Consider the following 17,333-nt stretch of genomic DNA (forward strand, 5'->3'; position numbering starts at 1 on the left):
TTATTGGCCCTCCCCGATGCCCGATTCCCGGCGGAACAATTCGGTAAAGGCGTTTACTATCTTATGGTCGAACTGGGTGCCCGCGGCATCCTGCAGCCGCTGCAGAGCAACCTGGAAGCTGAAGGCCTTACGGTACGGCCGATCGGAGGTCATGGCCTCAAAAGCGTCGGCCACGGCTATGATCCTGGCTTCCAGTGGGATATCATCGCCTTTTATGCCCCGGGGGTACCCCGAACCGTCGTAATACTCGTGATGGCAGTAGATGACGTCCCCGGTCTGGCTCAGGGCGTCAATCTCCAGCACCAGCCGGCTGCCGATGACCGGATGCAGTTTGACCTCCTGGAACTCGGCAGTGGACAGCACATCCGGCTTGGCTAAAATGTCCTCCCTGATCCCCAGCTTCCCTATATCGTGAAGCAGCGAACTGTAATCGATCAGCCTGAGCCGGTCCTCCGGCAACCCGATATGCCTGGCAATCTTCAGGGCATAATGCCGGACGTTCTCCGAATGCCCCTTGGTATAGGGGTCCTTGGCATCCATGGCAGCCACAAAAGCCTTCAGGGTGTCGTAATAGCTTCGTTCCAGGTCGTTATACAGCCGGATATTCTCGATGGCGATGGCCGCCTGATTGGCAAAAAGCTCCAACAGGTGGACCGTCTCGATGGCGGGGATATTGCCGTCCCAAGGCTCGTCCACCGACAGGTATCCCACGTTGGTCCCCTTGATGGCCAGGGGAACGATCAGAACGTCCTCCCGGTGCCAGGTCCCGTTTGATTTATAGTCCTGGCTTACGAACCGGGCGGCGAAATATTTATGGATCTCGGCATCAGCGTGGGGAATAAAATAGGAATTGCTTCTGCGGTATTTATCAAGGAATATCTTAGACTTGTGTTGGTCGTCGTTGACCGGGGATTTTTCGATATTTTCCACCTCTTCGGGTTGCAGGCCGTATTGGGCGATGTGGCTGCGGTACCCGTTGTCCTCCAGCACGATCACCGCCTTACGGAACAACCGGCAGTCGGCTATGCCCTTCATGGTCAGATCCAGCTTTTCCTGCAGGGTTTGGGCCCGGGCCACCGACAGGCCGACTTTGAACAGATGCTCCAGTTTATCCTTCTCGCTCTTCAAAGACAGCTCGGCCCTCTTCCGGACGGTAACATCCTCCAGGGTCCCCTCGTAATAAAGAGCCTTGCCGCTTTCGTCCTTGACCAGCCTGGCGTTCTCGCTCACCGCCAGAACCGTGCCGTCTTTACTCACCAGCTCGGATTCAAACCCGGTTACTTCGCCGGTCTGCTCGATCTGCTTGATAAATCTCTCCCTGGTTTTCTTGTCAAGATAGACGCTGTGGTTAATATCCAGCCCCTGGACATCCTCCGGGTTTTCGTATCCCAGCATCCGGATGAGGGAGGGGTTGGCAAAAAGAAGCTTGCCATCGGGGGTGCTGCGGTAGATGCCCTCGGAGATGCCCTCGAATATCTGGCGGTACTTTTCCTCCGATTCCTTGAGGGCGCTTTCCATGCCCTGCCTCTCGGACAGGTCGTGAAATATCCCCTGCAGCAGTTTTCGGCCCCGGATCTCCACCAGGTTGGCGCTGATCTCCACCGGGATCAGCCGCCCGTCCTTGTGAACCACAAAAAGGTCATGCTCGATAGCCTTTCCGTCCTTGATATGTTGCCGGAAGATATCCCGGTATCTTTCTTTCTGGTCGGCGGGATGCAGCGCGGACTGATCCATTTTCAAAATCTCATCCAGGGTGCGCCCTATCAACTGCTGGGCTTTCAGGTTGGCGTCCACCAATCTGCCCGTCTCGGGATCCCCGACGAAGATGGCGTCGTTGGCCTGGTCCATCAGCATCCGATATTTCATCTCCGAGGAAAGGATCTCCTCTTCGGCTCTTATCTGCTCGGTGATATCCTCCACCGTGCCCTCGTAGTACAGGGTCTTACCGGAGGGATCCTTGACGGCATGGGCGTTCTCTTTTAAGGTTAGCTCCGACCCGTCCTGGCGGCGCCACTGGCTGACCAGATCCTTGACATATCCGTTCTTTTCGATCAGATCAATGAACTGTCGTCTCGTCTTGGCGTCTAAATATCCCTCCCGCTGGATGTCGCGTTTCAAGGCCTCTTCGACCGAGGAATGGCCCAGCATCCGGGCCAGGGCCGGGTTGACCAGCAGCACTTTTCCCTCCGGGGTGCTGCGGTAGATCCCCTCGGCCACCCCGTCGAAGATCTGCCGGTAGTTGGCCTCCGATTCTTTCAGCTTCGCCTCAGCCAGCTTACGCGCGGTAATATCACGGACCACGGTGGTCACCCGAATCACTTTATCATTCTCAAAAACGGGGATCTTCCTGGTTTCTGTCACCACCTGGCTATTGTTGATGCTGTTCTCCTCAACGGTGGCCAGCACTTTGCCGGTTTGGAATACTGCTTGGTATTCTTTACTGACGGCATCCTTCGGCAGATAGGGGTATATATCGAAGATATTTCTGCCCACCGCTTCGCTGGCCAGCCCCATCTTTTTATTCCACTCCTTGAACACCCGGTTGGTCAGCATGATTGACAGCTTGGCATCCACCACATGGATGCTGTCCGCCAGAGAGTCAATGGTAGAGCGGTACTGGTATTCCGAAGTATGCAGGGCATCCTCGGCCCTCTTGCGTTCACTGATGTCAGTAATGAATCCCTCCAGAGCCTGCAGGATTCCCTTTTCATCAAAAACCCCCAGTCCCTGTTCCCAGACCCATTTTTCGGTGCCGTCCCGGGCAATGATCCGGTAGATAAGCTGATAGGCTTTCTTTTTCTGCACCGCGATCTGGATATCGCTCCACACCATCTCCCGGTCGGCGGGGTGTATTAGCTGGGCAAAAGAAACGGTTTTATTGGCGATGATATCGGCGGGGTCGTATCCGGTCAGATCACGGCAAGCATCGTTGGTAATCTCCATGGTCCAGTCCCGATCGTTCCGGCAGCGATAGACCATCCCCGGCAGGTTGCCCATCAGGGTCTCCAGCTTGCGCTGGCTCTCCTTTAAAACCGCCCCGGATTGTTTAAGCGCCAGCTCGTTTTTCTTTCTCTGGGTGATGTTGCGCGAGCTTATGACCAGGCCGTTTACCGAAGGATTGTCCAAAAGATTGATGCTGGTGGCATCCAGTGTTTGCCAGGTCCCGTCTTTATGCTTAAACCTCAGTTCCAGCCTGACTTTTTTCCCGGTATTGAGCAATTCCTGATTGAACTTCGCTATCAATCCGGGGACATCTTCGGGATGAATGAAGTCGAAAACATTTCTGCCTATAAGCTGCTCGGGCTGGTAGCCCAGCTCGTGGGCGGCCGATAGGCTCTTGAATTTGATGATACCGTCCGAATCGAGTATGGTGATGATCTCTGAGGTGTTGTCGATGATGGCTTTGAAATAGTCCTGGCTGTATTTGATCTCCTTTTCGGCCTTGACCCGGCTGAGGGCCATGGCCGCCTGGTTGATGAAATTCTCTATCAGATCCTGATTCAGCCCGGCCCTTTTGTCCAGTTGGCAGATGATGATGGTCCCCAGGATGTTCTGGCCGCAGTAAAGGCCCATCCCGTAGACCTGCTGGATCCCCAAACCCGAGGACAGGGCATTTATCATTCTGGACGGTAGGTTGTCCAAAAAGACCTCGGTCAGACCTCCCGCCAAGGTTATCAGCCGGCCCATCCGGAATTTTTTGATCACCCGGGGCGGTATATTCTGGAGTTTTAACGGGCCGGTATTTTTGCCCAGCACCTCGCTTATCTTTTTCAAACTGGCCGGTGAGCCGGCGATCTCCCTGAGGGTAAGGGTTGAATCCGAGCTGTCGAACGAGCTGACTGTGGCAACTGCATTCCCGGCCAGTTTATGGATCCCCTGGCTGATCAGCTTGAATATCTGTTCTTCATCCGAGGTTTTGGCCAGTTGCAGGGCGGTCTCCGATATGGCTCCCTTGTCCAGCAACCGCTTGGTCTCCTGCTCCAGAGCCCTTTTGCTTTCGGTGATATCCCGACTGACCTCCACCACCGATACCACTTTGCCCTTACCATCCTTTACGGGATGGCTGCTTACCTGCCATATCCGGCCGTCCTTTGAGGCCATCTCCTTTGTCTGGATGACGCCGGATTTGCGAGCCAGCACCGTGGGGCAATCTTGGCAGTCGGAGGAGGCTCTTCCCCAGAGCTTGTAGCATAGCTTGCCAACGATATCCTTTGGCTCCCTGCCCAACGTAACAGCCGCTGCCTTGTTCGTCCAGATCACCCTGTTCTGCAGATCAAGCTGGATGATGCTGTCCGAGATGTTATCCAGCACTATCTCGGGGCAACGCAGGATTTCATCCGCCTTGGCCGTTTTTGACACAGCCCTGGAGGTGCTGGCCGGTTTGACCTTTTTCACCTTGCTGTTTTTTCTGATCATTGCAGGCCCTTTCGACCGATATCTTTACGAAAATGCATACCGTTAAAATTTATCTTTGCCAATGCATCATATCCTTTTTCAAGCGATTCTTTCAGATCCTTGCCGATGGCCGTCACGCCCAGCACCCTGCCGCCGGAGGTCACGATATCCCCGTTATCCTTTTTGGTGCCGGCCTGAAAGACCACTATGCCGGATTTCTCCTGTGCCTTATCTATGCCGTTCACGGCAAAGCCTTTTTGGCAACTGCCGGGATATCCTCCCGAGGCGGCCACGATACAGCAGGCGGAACCATCGCTCCATCTGATATCCAATTCGGACAGTCTCCCGCCAATGCAGGCTTCGATTATCTCCAGCAGATCCGTCTCCAGCAACCGCATGTAGCTTTGGGTCTCGGGATCGCCGAACCGGGCGTTGAACTCCAAAACCTTGAAACCGTCTTTGGTGTATATCAAGCCGGGATACAAACAGCCGCTGAAAGGGTTGCCGTCTTCGGCCAGGGCTTTGAGGATGGGATTCACAATCTGCCGCTCTATCCCATCGATCATTTCATCATTCACCCACGACACCGGGGCATAGGTCCCCATCCCGCCGGTATTCGGCCCCTGGTCGCCATCGTAAGCGGCCTTGTGGTCCTGAGCGGATGGGAACAACTTGGCCGTGCCCCCATCGCAGAAGGCATGAATGGAGATCTCCTGTCCCTCCAGGAATTCTTCTATGATGACCTTGCTGCCGGCTTGCCCTAAATTGCCGTCCACCATCATGGATTTGATCGCCTGTACGGCCTCATCAGGGGAATGGCAGATAAACACCCCCTTGCCCAGGGCCAGCCCGTCGGCCTTTATCACTAAAGGATATTTTTGTGAAATCAGATATTCCAGGGCCTTTTGATGATCGTCGAACTCGGCGTGTTGCGCGGTAGGAATGCCGGCCTTGGCCATCAGTTTTTTGGCATAGCTTTTGGAGGATTCGATCCTGGCCGCTTTTTGGGAGGGCCCGAAGACCTTAAGCCCTGCCTGCTGAAAAACATCCACTATACCGGCGGCCAGGCAATCGTCCGGGCCGATCATGGTGATATCCACCTGCTGATTCAGGGCAAAATCCCTTAAAGATTCCAGCTTGTCGGCGGAAATATCCACGCATTCGGCGATCTCGGCCATGCCGGGATTGCCCGGGGCACAGTATAATTTGTCTATTTTGGGGCTTTGTGCCAGCTTCCACGTTAAAGCATGCTCCCGCCCACCGGAGCCTATGATTAAAATTTTCATAACATTTTATGATATCACGAATTAAATAACAATGTCAAACAAAAAGTCATCAAAAAACCAATGAAAAAGGCGCAGGTTCTCCTGCGCCTAGATATGCTTGCCCGAAGGTGGCTTTTGAATTACAGAAGGTTCTGGTTACTCTATATTTCTTTTTCTTTTTTGTCCCGTCAAAAAGAAAAAGAACCAGAAAGAAAAAAGCTCGTCGCTAAACCTCTGCCCGGCAGGTCCAAAGTCGTCGGTCTAAATTTGACAAACTCGCTTCGCTCGAACAATGCCAAATTCTTAACGGCCTCCTCTTTTCAGCAGCAGAGCTAATGCGACTTTTTGCCGACGAAAATGGGCCGGGTTTTCGGTTCCCAGCCATCAGTGGAGCGGCATTGCTACAGCTCCGAAAAAGCATTCAGTGTGTTATTGGCCTATAGCCGGTTCTGGTTCAGTGAATGCCGGAGCATAGGCTTGGCTTACCGCGTAACTGGGCGGTAAAGACTTCTTTGTTACTTTCTTGGTCACAAGAAAGTAACTGGCTGGTGTTGTCCGGCAGGCGCATTGCGCCCGGTTGGTCTCTATTCTGGCCGAAACCCGTGTTTGGCAATTTTAATTTTGGCCCCAATATTGTCAAGAAAATTCATGCATTTAATATTTCCATTGAGTTTCCCCGGCCTGTTATGCTACAATCAAGCCATGGACAAACTGAAAATCAAAGCCTACGCCAAACTCAACCTGACCCTGAAGATCCTTGGCCAACGCCCCGACGGATACCATGATATTGATTCTGTCTTCCATTGCATATCACTGCATGATGAATTAACCTTGTCCTCCCGTCGGGATGGCCGGATAGTACTCAAATGCAATGACCCCAAACTGCCGACGGACGACTCCAATCTGGCATACCGGGCAGCCCTGACACTTAGGAACCTGGCGCTGAAAAGACACCCCGCCAAAAAGACATTCGGCGCAACGATAACCCTGAAGAAGAACATCCCCATCGGGGCCGGTCTGGGTGGCGGGTCGTCGGATGCCGCCGCGGTTCTGCTGGGGCTGAAAAAACTGTGGCACCTGGAAGAGATGTCCCCGGCCGACCTGAAGAAAGCCGCCGCATCCCTGGGATCGGACGTCCCCTTCTTTTTAAAGGGAGGCACCGCCCATGTCACCGGAAGGGGCGAAAAGGTAAGGGCCCGAAGATGCCCCAGGGAATACCATTTCGTTTTAGTATATCCGGGATTTCCGGTATCCACCGCCTGGGCTTATAAAAATCATAAAAAAACAAAAAACAGGTTGACAAAAGGGCATAAATTTAGTAAAATACTTTTGAAATCCTGTGGGCTGGGCAAAGCCGCTGTTGATATATCCAGGCATTTGATCAACGATCTTGAACCGGCGGTCATCCCCCGTCATCCGCGGATTTCCAGGGTTAAAGCCGATCTGCTGAAAGCCGGAGCTTTGGGCAGCATGATGTCTGGCAGCGGCTCTTCTGTTTTTGGCCTGTTCCCCGATGCCGCTTCGGCCGAAAAAGGTTATAGTAAAATTTCAAAAATCTGGCCCGGCAGTTTCCTGGCACACAGCGTATCCTCGGGAAAATAATTCGATAGATTTATACCGAACCAATCCCAATAACTCAACTACTAACATCGGCTACGGAAGGTAAAACATCTATGCAGATCACCGAGATCAGGGTATCGCTGCGCCAGGGCGGCAACGACAAGTTGTTGGCTTTCGCCAACGTGACTTTCGACAACGCCTTTGCAGTTAGGGGCATCAAGATCATCCAGGGGAACAACGGGCCCTTCATCGCCATGCCCAGCCGCAAGATGGCCGACGGAACCTACAAAGATGTGGCCCACCCCATCAACGCCGAGACCCGGCAGATGTTGGAAAAGGCCATCCTCGACGAATATCACAAGACCCTTAAGGAAGGTGGGGCTCCGCCTGTCATCAAGGAGGATGCTCCGGTAGACCAACCCACTAATCTTTAGATTGATATAAATTTCCGGACCGGGAAACCGACGGTTGACAGTAGGTCGTCGCGTTCCTTGCTGTTATGCAGGGAACATCTCCATGCGGCTTACTTATAGCTTGACTATTACAAGCAGCCTGTTGTCAGCTTTTTTATTGCCCGGGGCACTACTTGCTAAAGCAGGGCATCAAATAGCAGACACCATTAACCACGAAGACACGAAGTTTATTAAAACCCCGTAATCAATGTTGCTTGGATTAGTAACCACGAAAACGCTACTACTATTTCCCGTTTTTTGATTTCCTATTTTAGCCCTGTATCGTTGTTGTATATAAAAATATTCGGGGGTCGTCCAATTGGCAGGACACCAGCCTTTGGAGCTGATACACCTTGGGTTCTCCGCCGGTTGGAATGATACAAGTAAAGCGGCGGCGGATCTGCCGTCGCTCTGCTACAAAGCTTGTCTGCCGGCAGAGAGTCCCTAAAAAATGCCATATTTTGTTTATATTTTAAAAAGTGTCTCTTTAGGCACCAGATACATCGGTTCTACAGCCAATATTGAACAACGGATAAAAGAGCATAACAGCGGTAAATGCACCTATACCAGAAACCGAAGGCCTTGGGTCCTGATTTACAAAGAAGAATTCCCCAATCTTTCGGAGGCCCGAAAACGCGAAAGATATTTCAAGACCGGCCAAGGCCGGGAGTTCATAGATAAAGTAATAGGATAAAAATATTCGGGGGTCGTCCAATTGGCAGGACACCAGCCTTTGGAGCTGAGAACCAGGGTTCGAGTCCCTGCCCCTGAGCCATAATTAAAGATATTTGGTAAGGATCTAACAATGAACGGTGAGTTGAAGGTATTCTCCGGAACCGCCAATCCCGATCTGTCGATAGATATCGGCCGGGAGCTGGGCCAGGCCTTGGGCGAATGCACCATCGGAAGGTTCTCCGACGGTGAGATCCGGGTCCAGATCAACGAGAACGTTCGGGGCACCGATGTGTTCATCCTCCAGCCCACTTTCATGCCGTCCGACAACCTGATGGAACTGCTGATCCTGATGGACGCCGCCCGCCGGGCCTCGGCCAAGCGGATCACGGCAGTCATCCCCTATTTTGGTTATGCCCGGCAGGAACGCAAGGACATGCCCCGGGTGCCGATCTCGGCCAAACTGGTGGCCAACCTGATAACCGTAGCCGGCGCCCACCGAATACTGACCATGGACCTGCACACCGAGGCCATTCAGGGGTTCTTCGATATCCCGGTGGACCACCTCTATGCCTCGCCGGTGCTGATCAAGCATTTCCAGCAGTTGGGGGTCCAGGATTTTGTGGTGGTGTCCCCCGATACCGGCGGCGTCAACCGGGCCAGGGCCTTTGCCAAGCGGTTGGGTGACCTTCCCCTGGCCTTCATTGACAAACGACGGCCCGGGCCCAACAAGATCGAGGTGCTGAATATCATCGGAGAGGTGGCCGACAAGAACTGCCTGATCGTCGACGATGTCATGGACACCGCCCGCACCATCTGCGAAGTGGCCGGCATATTGAAGCAGAATGGAGCAAAATCCATCTACGCCACCGCCACCCACGGGGTGTTGTCCGGCCAAGCCATAGAATCCATCGCCGAGGCCCCACTCACCGAGGTGGTTCTGACCAACACTATCCCCCTGCCGCCGGAGAAACGGATACCCAAGATCAAGGTGCTTTCCATATCCAAGCTCCTGGCCGATGCCATCAAGCGGATCCACAACGAAGAGTCCGTCAGCAGCCTTTTTAACTGATCTAAGAAAAACGACCTTAATAAACTGCCAAATCATTAATATTAGGAAGAAAACCAACCATGCATGAAGTCACATTAATTGCTCACCGCAGAGAGGAGCAGGGAAAACAGAAAGCCAAGGCCTTAAGAAAGAACGGCAAGATACCGGCCGTGGTCTACGGCCATGGCAAGCCTGCCATTCCGTTGATGTTCGATGCCAAGGACCTTCTGCCGCTGTTCAAGTATGCCTCCAGCGAGAATGTCATCATCAATCTCCAGCTGGCCGACGAAAAAAGAGAACTCAAGGCCATCATCAAGGAGGCCCAAACCGAGCCCATCCACAACGTACTGCTGCATTTGGACCTGCAGGAGATCCAGCTCAAGGAGAAGATCAAGGTAAAGATACCCATCGCCCTGACCGGAATCCCCGATGGTGTCAAAAACGGCGGAGGAATACTGGATCATATTCTGGACATGGTGGAGATCTTCTGCCTCCCCACCGATATCCCCGATCAGATAACCCTCGACGTCCAGCACCTCAAGGTCGGGCAGTCCCTTCATGTCAGCGACATCAAGCTGGAGAAGGGCGAGGTGGTCTCCGATCCATCCAAGGTCATCACCACAATCCTTCCCCCGATAGTGGAAACCGCCGTGGCCGAGACTCCAGCCATTGCCGAGGCGGTCAAAGAGCCCGAGGTGATCGTCAAGGGCAAGAAGGACGAGGAAGCAGCGGCAGAATAGCCTGCTGGCCTCATAAATGCCTAACAGATATCCGGACAGCAACACCTGGTGCGTAGCCGGCCTGGGAAACCCGGGCCGGGAATACGGCAGTACCCGGCACAACCTGGGATTTTCGGTGCTTAATCATCTGGCCCGCCAGAACGGCATCACCTGGCGTTATAAAAACAAATTCAGCTATGGCATCGGCCGGACCCCCCCGTTCTTTTTAGTGCGCCCCCTGACCTATATGAACTTAAGCGGGCAGGCGCTCAAACAGGTTATGAAGGAGCGTAATTTCGGCACCGATCGGCTGGTGGTGGTCTGCGATGACATCAATCTGCCTTTGGGGCAGCTGCGTTTAAGGTTAGCGGGGTCACACGGGGGACAGAAGGGCCTTAAATCCATCATCGACTCCCTGAAGACTGAAAATTTCGCCAGGCTGCGATTGGGAGTGGGTCCCCTGCCCTCTTCCTGCGATGCCAGCAACTTCGTGCTGGGCAAATTTACCGCTCCGGAATACCCTATGGCCAAAGAGATGACCGCCAGAGCGGCCGACTCGATAATAAAAATAATTAACCTAGGCCTGGAAACGGCCATGAACTCTATAAATCAGAAAACTATTTAGGGAGCAATACCTTGAACGCATACGAAACAGTGATCATACTAAATCCGGCCACCGATGATGCCGGACTGGAGACCGAGATCCAGAAGGTCTCCGAACTCATCAAGGAACAGGGCGGAGAGACCGTCAACGTGGAGCGATGGGGCCGCCGCAAGATGGCCTATCTCCTAAATAAGCACCGCGATGGCAATTACTTATGCATCCAGTTCAACGCCCCGGCCGGAGCCCCCAAGGCTCTGGACCGGATATGCCGTCTGAATGAGAATGTTGTACGACATCTGATAATCAAGGGGCATATTGCCACCAGCACCCCGGCGCCCGTCGAAGCCGCCCCGGTTGAAACCAAAGCCCCTGCCAAAGACAGCGAATAATTAGGAGGTAAAATGCCTGATCTCAAACTTGCCGAATTGAACAGGGTTTTTCTTATCGGAAGGCTGACCAAGGATCCGGAGGTCCGCCAAACCTCCAACGGGACCCCGGTCACTAATTTCAGCATAGCCATCAACCGTAAATACAAAAGCGCCTCCGGAGAACTTAAGGAAGACACCACCTTTGTGGGCATAGTAGCCTGGCAGAAACTGGCCGAACTATGCCAGCAGTTTTTGGCCAAGGGCCGGGCGGTGCTGGTCGAGGGCAAGATGCAGAACCGGTCATGGGAGACTGAGGACGGCCAAAAGCGCAGCACTTTGGAGATCAGGGCCGATCGGATAGAATTCCTGGATCGCGAGCCCCGGGCCGCCGGAACCTCCGGCCCTTCCCCGGACAGCGGCAGTCCCGAGGGACAGCCCAGCGGACCTGAGGTCTCTCCGGACAAAAGCGACGACGATCTTCCCTTTTGATTTAAAAGGATAAGAATATGAGTGAATTACGCGTTCCCACCCTTAACCGGGTACTGCTGTCAGGCCGGCTGACCCGTGATCCGGAGTTGAGATATACTCCCAACGGCAGTGCGGTCTGCAATTTCTCGCTGGCGGTCAACCGGAGGCATAAGGACCAGTCCGGGCGCTGGCAGGATGACACCACCTTCATCAACGTGGTGGCCTGGCAGGCCATAGCCGAAAACGTGAATAAGTATCTGCATAAAGGCAGCCCGGTGATGGTGGAGGGCCGGCTGGAAAGCCGTTCCTGGGAGACCGAAACCGGCCAGAAGAGAACCGTCATCGAGATCAGGGCCGACAGCGTCCGCTTTTTGGAAAAAAGCGAAACCAGCCAGGACTCCGCGCCCGAAGCCGATTGACAGCGTCCGGCCGACCTTAAGAAAAACTCAATCTAACATATATTTAAGGAAGACATTCAAATCATGTTGAAAAGAGAAACCAAAGACAACCCCCGCAATCCCAAAGAACGCAGGGTATTTCACCGCAAGGACTGCAAGTTCTGTTTGGATAAGGCCGCCCATGTCAACTATAAGGACGACAAAAAGCTCCGCCACTTCATGACCGAACGGGGCAAGATAGTCCCCCGCCGGGTCTCCGGCACCTGCGCCAAGCATCAGCGGATGCTGACCACAGCCATCAAAAGAGCCCGCCACCTGGCGCTGCTCCCGTTCATTTCCGATCACCGTTAATCAAGCATTTTTAGGAGTAATAATATGAAGGTCATACTGACCCAGGATATTCCCTCCCTGGGCAAAAAAACCGAAGCCGTGGAGGTCAAACCGGGCTATGCCAGGAATTACCTGATCCCCCAAGGCAAGGCCCTTCCGGCCAACGAGAACAGCATGAAGCAGCTGCAGATCAAGATCAAGAAAGAGGAATTGCACCTCAGCAAGAAGAAGCAGGAGGCCGAAGAACTGGCCAAGAAGCTCAACGAGGTATCCTGCACCGCCACCGTTCAGGCCGCCGAGGACGACAAACTCTACGGATCAGTCAGCATCCCCGATATCGCGAAGCTTTTGGGCGACCAGGGGGTGGATATCGATAAAAACAATATTATACTGGAGGAGCCGATCAAGGCCCTGGGGGTTTACAACATACCGATCAAGCTCCATCCTGAAGTGGAGGCCACGATAAAATTATGGGTAGTGCGTCAGTAAAAATATCATCATTGCTTAAGGCGGAACGGGTTCACCTGAACCTCAAGGCCGCCGGGCGGGATTCCGTCCTCAAAGAGCTGGTGGGCCGGACCGGGCTGGAGGAGAAAGAGCAGAAGATCCTGCTGGTCAGCCTCAAGCAACGCGAGGAGCTGGGCTCCACCGGGATCGGAAAATCCGTGGCCATCCCCCACTGCCGCTCCCTGCTGCTTAATTCCCTGACCCTGATCGTCGGCCGGTCAAAAGCCGGGGTGGATTTCGACGCCATCGATAAAAAGCCAACCAAGCTTTTTTTCCTGATCATAGCTCCGCCCCACGACCCCCAGAACCAGTACCTGATCACCCTGGGCAGGATCGCCCAGCTGGCCAAGGAGCTGTTACCCGGCGATGCCCTGTTCACGGCGGACCAGCCGGCGGAATTCATCTCCCGGATAACAGAATTAGAAAAGAATATTTAACGACGAGGTCATCATGCATCCCCAAATGGAATTGTTGGTTACGCTGCACGACCTGGAACTAATGATCAAGGAGACCACCGAGGATTCCGCCCAGGAGAAAGCCATGGGCTTCAAGATAGACAGCCTGGAGCATCTGACCAAAGCCCAGTCCGACGTGGCCAAACAGGTGGACAAGGATATTTTCTCCCGTTACCAGAAGCTCAAGATCAGATACGGCCGCCCGGTGGTACCGGTGATCAACGGGGTGTGCTGCGGCTGTTATATCAGAATGCCGACCGCTCAGGCCACCAAGGTGGGGAAAAACCAGTCGCTGACCACCTGTGGCAATTGCGGCCGCTTTCTCTACTGGCTTTCCGAATAAAATAATCACGAAAGGAGCATAAATTGTCTCAAATATGCAATATCTGCGGCAAAGGGGTGGCCTTCGGCCATACCATCAGTCACGCCCATAATGTAGGACCCCGCCGCTGGAACCCCAATCTTCAAAAGGTCCGGGTCCTGACCGACGGCAAGGTAAAGCGCATTTCCGTCTGCACCCGCTGCATTCGTTCTGGCAAGGTTCAAAAGGCCAAATAGCGCCACCACCCTGGGGCTGCAAGCGTTATAACTTGCAGCCCTTTCACATCTTTTAAGAACGACATACCCATTTATGAAATATAAATTCTGTCCCCTCTGCAAATCGCCTCTTAAGCATAAAAAGATCGACGCCCATAAACGGCAGGTCTGTCTGGACTGCGGTTTCATCTATTATCAGAACCCCACCCCGGCGGCAGCCGCCATCATTATGATCGATGGAAAACTGGTTCTGGTCAAACGGAAATACGAGCCTTTTGCCGGATTATGGTCCCTGCCCTCCGGGTTCATGGAATACGGCGAGAGCGCCCAGGAATGCGCCGCCCGGGAGGCCAAGGAGGAGACCAACCTGAAGATAAAGACCGGCCCCTTGGTGGGCGTATATAGCGGGGTCGATGATCCCCGGTGCCACGTCATCCTGGTGGTCTATCAGGGCCAGGCCGTGACCCGCAATATGGTGGCCGGAGACGATGCCAGCCAGATCGAGCTGTTCAATCCCAAAAGCCTCCCCCGGGATATCGCTTTCAAGGCTCACCGCTATGCCATCCGCGATTTTTTAGCCCGCCAGAAATGAGTTTTAAGGGACGGATACTGAGTTTGGACCTGGGACGGCGCCGGGTGGGTCTGGCCCTTACCGACGAACTGCTGATCAGCGCCCAGCCCCTCCCTCCCCTGGAGATCAGGGGAATCCCCGATCTGATGAAGCAGCTGTTTCCCATAATAACTCAGAACAATGTTACAGCTCTGGTAGTAGGAAGACCGGCCAGGCTTGATGGCAGCGACACCCATCTGACCTGTTTCGTGGATAAAGTAAAATCCCGGCTGGAGGGTGAATTCAAACTGCCGGTGTACCTGTACGACGAACGTTTCACCAGTAAAATTGCCCAGCAATCGATCCATCTGGCCGGGCAAAAATTAAAAGACAATAAAAAAGCGCTGGATAGCATATCCGCTTCTATAATATTAAGTGATTTTCTAAAACTTCATGTTAAAAAAGATAGCGATTAAAATAGCCCTGGCGGCCTTGCTGGGCCTTTTTATTTATCTGCTGGTCATAATCTTCGGCACCAGGTCCATCGACCGGGAATGGCAGCCCAGGATAATCACCGTCCGGCGCGGGGCTTCGGCCGGGCAGATCGCCAATATGCTGCACCGGGACGGCGTCATCGAGCATCCGGCCATGTTCAAATATCTGGCCCTGGCCGGCGGGTTGAACCGCAGGCTGAAGGCCGGACGCTACCGCTTCGACTACCCCCTTTCGGCCTGGGAGGCATTGGACAAGATCCACAGCGGGGCGGTGGTTTATCATAAGGTCACCATACCCGAAGGACTGACCCTGGCCCGGATCGCCGGCATTCTGGCCAATGAGGCCGGAGCCGACAGCCAGGCTTTGATCAAGGCTTTCCGGGACACGGCCCTGATGAATTTCCACGGAATAAAAGCCGCTTCGCTGGAGGGCTACCTTTTCCCGGAGACCTATGATTTCGAGTGGGGGTCATCTGCCGATCTGATCGCCCGGAGGCTGGTGGAGAGTTTTTTTGCCAACATCAAGCCGGAATGGATGGATGAGCTCAAGAGGCAGAAGCGGGACCTGCGACAGATGGTGATCATGGCCTCATTGGTGGAGCGGGAGGCCCAGGTGGATGCCGAGAGGCCGGTGGTGGCCTCGGTCTTCTACAACCGCCTTAAGGCCAGGCGTCCCCTGGAATCCTGCGCCACCGTTGAATATGCCCTGCCCCGGCACAAGAATCGCAGGCTGACCTACGACGACCTGGAGATCGACTCCCCCTACAACACCTACCGCCGCCAGGGGCTGCCGCCCGGCCCCATCTGCAACCCGGGCCGAAGATCCCTGGAGGCCGCGGCCTACCCGGCCCAGACCAATTTTCTTTACTTCGTCTCCAAGGGGGACGGCAGCCATATCTTCACCAGGACCCTGGAGGAGCATAACCGGGCCAAACGCCTGGTCCAGGAACTGAAAGACCGCCGCTGATTCAGCGGCGGTCTTTTTCTTATCACAGCCCCAGGTCCCTAAGGTCGCTCTCCCGCGACCTCCACTTTTTCTTGACCTTGACAAACAGCTCCAGAAACACCGGCCGGTCCAAAAACTTCTCTATGTCCCGCCGGGCGGACGAGCCGATGGCCTTCATCTTGTGGCCGCCCTGGCCTATCAATATCGGCTTCTGCGATTCCTTCTCCACCCAGATGGTGGCCGAGATCACATCCTTGCGGCCGGGCTGCTCCTTGAACTGGTCGATGACCACCGCCGTAGCATAGGGCACCTCGGCCCCGCACAGCTCGAATATCTTCTCCCGTATTATCTCCGATACGAAGAATTTCTCCGGCTGGTCGGTCAGGGAATCCTGGTCGTAGAGGGCCGGGCCCTCCGGCAGTTTGTCCAAAACGCCCCGGCGCAGTTCATCGATGCCGAACCCCTTCAGGGCAGCTATGGGATATATGTCTTCAATGGCCGTCAGGCGGTGGAACTGCGCTATGGCTTTCAGCACCCCTTCCTTTTCCATCAGGTCGATCTTGTTCAGAACTCCGATCACCTTGCCCTTCTTGTTTTTTTCAAGGAAGGCCGCATCCTCAGCCAATATCCCTATCTTGGCATCGATCATGAACAACAGCAGGTCCGCCTCCTCGATGGATCGGTGGGCGATCCGAAGCAGCTTCACCTGCAGGGCATAGCTGGGATCCAGCAGCCCCGGGGTGTCCAGGAAGATTATCTGATACTCCGGACCGTTGTCTATCCCCAGCACCCGCTGGCGGGTGGTCTGGGGCCGGCGGCTGACGGCCGAGAGCTTTACCCCCATGAATTTATTGAGCAGAGTGGATTTGCCCACATTGGGCCTTCCGGCAATGGCCACATAGCCTGTCTTCATGGGCATCTCCGATAATCTCTGTGGGCTCGTATCAAGAATGGATTTATTTTCACGACAGTCAAATTCATATCAAAATTATTCATTTTTTATTCGGCAGGAACATTTCGAATATCTCTTTACCGCTATCCACATCATAACCGGACAGCCTAATGGAATCAGGCTTGGAATCCCCCTTGGCATAGATGAACATCTTCTCGAAATAGGCCGGCCGGTAGTTGATGGTCATCTCGGCCTTGGCCACATTATCCTTGAGATAAACTCTTATCAGTCGCTCCTTAAAGGGCTTAAGCGTCATTTTGAATATCTTCCCGGTGCTGTCGGCCTTGATGTTATATCCGTAAACCTTGACCCGCTCGATGAAATTCATGCCCTCGGTGGTCTTCCCGGTGGAATCCTTGGCCCACATGATCCAATAGACCTTGATGGGATCTTCGGCGTCTATTTTTCCGTCGGCCCCTATCCGGGCTTCGTAATAAAGTTTATTGGCGTTCTTGGTCCGCTCGATATGGAACAGCGGCTGGGTGCTCTGGGCCAGAGCCAGGCCTCCCAGGAAGGACAGCGCCAGGGCTGTGATTATTGTTTTCTTCATAGGCCTCCTAGTTTTTTATTTACAGGCTGTTTTGGATTCTTATTTCTTCGACTATAGGCG

At 53.9% G+C, this 17,333-nt stretch carries 22 protein-coding genes and 1 tRNA gene; 19 read left to right on the forward strand and 4 right to left on the reverse strand.

The window, feature by feature from the left end:
- Together KJ869_03825 and purD are read right to left on the reverse strand one after the other, a co-directional pair.
- Positions 1-4,416 (reverse strand): PAS domain S-box protein, encoded by a 4,416-nt coding sequence (locus tag KJ869_03825; GenBank protein ID MBU1576318.1) that lies wholly within the window; start codon positions 4,414-4,416, stop codon positions 1-3.
- Positions 4,413-5,681 carry a phosphoribosylamine--glycine ligase gene (purD, locus tag KJ869_03830; GenBank protein MBU1576319.1) on the reverse strand — a complete coding sequence of 423 codons (1,269 nt, stop codon included), beginning with the start codon at positions 5,679-5,681 and terminating at the stop codon, positions 4,413-4,415. The genes KJ869_03825 and purD overlap by 4 nt, the downstream gene beginning before the upstream one ends.
- A 60-nt stretch (positions 5,682-5,741) precedes the next feature.
- Between purD and KJ869_03835 the strand changes: the two genes are divergently transcribed.
- The 19 genes from KJ869_03835 to mltG all read left to right on the forward strand — a co-directional run bounded on the left by KJ869_03835 (position 5,742) and on the right by mltG (position 15,792).
- Entirely contained in the window at positions 5,742-5,996 is a 255-nt protein-coding gene (locus KJ869_03835; protein MBU1576320.1) for a hypothetical protein, read from the forward strand.
- Between the two features lie 366 nt (positions 5,997-6,362).
- Positions 6,363-7,262, forward strand: coding sequence for a 4-(cytidine 5'-diphospho)-2-C-methyl-D-erythritol kinase (gene ispE, locus KJ869_03840; protein ID MBU1576321.1), 900 nt, complete (start codon positions 6,363-6,365; stop codon positions 7,260-7,262).
- Positions 7,263-7,333: 71 nt separating this feature from the next.
- Positions 7,334-7,654 carry a SpoVG family protein gene (locus tag KJ869_03845; GenBank protein MBU1576322.1) on the forward strand — a complete coding sequence of 107 codons (321 nt, stop codon included), beginning with the start codon at positions 7,334-7,336 and terminating at the stop codon, positions 7,652-7,654.
- A 469-nt stretch (positions 7,655-8,123) separates the two neighbouring features.
- A complete protein-coding gene (locus tag KJ869_03850) occupies positions 8,124-8,366 on the forward strand; it encodes a GIY-YIG nuclease family protein (protein MBU1576323.1) in 243 nt (80 codons plus the stop codon).
- A gap of 6 nt (positions 8,367-8,372) precedes the next feature.
- Positions 8,373-8,447, forward strand: a tRNA-Gln gene (locus tag KJ869_03855).
- Positions 8,448-8,477: 30 nt separating this feature from the next.
- Positions 8,478-9,416: a ribose-phosphate pyrophosphokinase gene (locus KJ869_03860; GenBank protein MBU1576324.1), complete on the forward strand. Its 939-nt coding sequence runs from the start codon at positions 8,478-8,480 to the stop codon at positions 9,414-9,416.
- A gap of 59 nt (positions 9,417-9,475) precedes the next feature.
- The gene (locus tag KJ869_03865; GenBank protein ID MBU1576325.1) at positions 9,476-10,135 is read left to right on the forward strand and encodes a 50S ribosomal protein L25; all 660 of its coding nucleotides are present in this window, start codon (positions 9,476-9,478) and stop codon (positions 10,133-10,135) included.
- A 16-nt stretch (positions 10,136-10,151) separates the two neighbouring features.
- Positions 10,152-10,739 (forward strand): aminoacyl-tRNA hydrolase, encoded by a 588-nt coding sequence (pth, locus tag KJ869_03870; protein MBU1576326.1) that lies wholly within the window; start codon positions 10,152-10,154, stop codon positions 10,737-10,739.
- Positions 10,740-10,750: 11 nt separating this feature from the next.
- Positions 10,751-11,107, forward strand: coding sequence for a 30S ribosomal protein S6 (rpsF, locus tag KJ869_03875; protein ID MBU1576327.1), 357 nt, complete (start codon positions 10,751-10,753; stop codon positions 11,105-11,107).
- Positions 11,108-11,119: 12 nt separating this feature from the next.
- Positions 11,120-11,575, forward strand: a complete 456-nt coding sequence (gene ssb, locus KJ869_03880; GenBank protein ID MBU1576328.1) for a single-stranded DNA-binding protein — start codon at positions 11,120-11,122, stop codon at positions 11,573-11,575.
- Between the two features lie 17 nt (positions 11,576-11,592).
- Positions 11,593-11,973, forward strand: a complete 381-nt coding sequence (ssb, locus tag KJ869_03885) for a single-stranded DNA-binding protein (protein MBU1576329.1) — start codon at positions 11,593-11,595, stop codon at positions 11,971-11,973.
- A 63-nt stretch (positions 11,974-12,036) separates the two neighbouring features.
- Positions 12,037-12,303, forward strand: a complete 267-nt coding sequence (gene rpsR, locus KJ869_03890; GenBank protein ID MBU1576330.1) for a 30S ribosomal protein S18 — start codon at positions 12,037-12,039, stop codon at positions 12,301-12,303.
- Positions 12,304-12,327: 24 nt separating this feature from the next.
- Positions 12,328-12,771 (forward strand): 50S ribosomal protein L9, encoded by a 444-nt coding sequence (gene rplI, locus KJ869_03895; protein MBU1576331.1) that lies wholly within the window; start codon positions 12,328-12,330, stop codon positions 12,769-12,771.
- Positions 12,753-13,226 (forward strand): PTS sugar transporter subunit IIA, encoded by a 474-nt coding sequence (locus KJ869_03900; GenBank protein ID MBU1576332.1) that lies wholly within the window; start codon positions 12,753-12,755, stop codon positions 13,224-13,226. The genes rplI and KJ869_03900 overlap by 19 nt, the downstream gene beginning before the upstream one ends.
- Before the next feature lie 13 nt (positions 13,227-13,239).
- Positions 13,240-13,587 (forward strand): hypothetical protein, encoded by a 348-nt coding sequence (locus KJ869_03905; GenBank protein MBU1576333.1) that lies wholly within the window; start codon positions 13,240-13,242, stop codon positions 13,585-13,587.
- Between the two features lie 23 nt (positions 13,588-13,610).
- Positions 13,611-13,802 (forward strand): 50S ribosomal protein L28, encoded by a 192-nt coding sequence (gene rpmB, locus KJ869_03910; GenBank protein ID MBU1576334.1) that lies wholly within the window; start codon positions 13,611-13,613, stop codon positions 13,800-13,802.
- Between the two features lie 73 nt (positions 13,803-13,875).
- A complete protein-coding gene (locus KJ869_03915) occupies positions 13,876-14,373 on the forward strand; it encodes an NUDIX hydrolase (GenBank protein MBU1576335.1) in 498 nt (165 codons plus the stop codon).
- On the forward strand, positions 14,370-14,807 hold the full coding sequence (gene ruvX / locus KJ869_03920) for a Holliday junction resolvase RuvX (protein ID MBU1576336.1): 438 nt from the start codon (positions 14,370-14,372) through the stop codon (positions 14,805-14,807). The genes KJ869_03915 and ruvX overlap by 4 nt, the downstream gene beginning before the upstream one ends.
- Complete coding sequence (mltG, locus tag KJ869_03925) at positions 14,785-15,792, forward strand: endolytic transglycosylase MltG (GenBank protein ID MBU1576337.1); 1,008 nt, start codon at positions 14,785-14,787, stop codon at positions 15,790-15,792. Before ruvX ends, mltG begins: the two co-directional genes overlap by 23 nt.
- Before the next feature lie 22 nt (positions 15,793-15,814).
- On the opposite strand, the gene era is transcribed toward mltG, so the two are convergent.
- Positions 15,815-16,684 carry a GTPase Era gene (era, locus tag KJ869_03930; protein MBU1576338.1) on the reverse strand — a complete coding sequence of 290 codons (870 nt, stop codon included), beginning with the start codon at positions 16,682-16,684 and terminating at the stop codon, positions 15,815-15,817.
- A gap of 79 nt (positions 16,685-16,763) precedes the next feature.
- Entirely contained in the window at positions 16,764-17,273 is a 510-nt protein-coding gene (locus KJ869_03935; protein MBU1576339.1) for a DUF4833 domain-containing protein, read from the reverse strand.
- Positions 17,274-17,333: the final 60 nt, after the last annotated feature.

It is taken from the genome of Candidatus Edwardsbacteria bacterium (genome assembly GCA_018821925.1).
GTDB lineage: Bacteria > Edwardsbacteria > AC1 > AC1 > EtOH8 > UBA2226.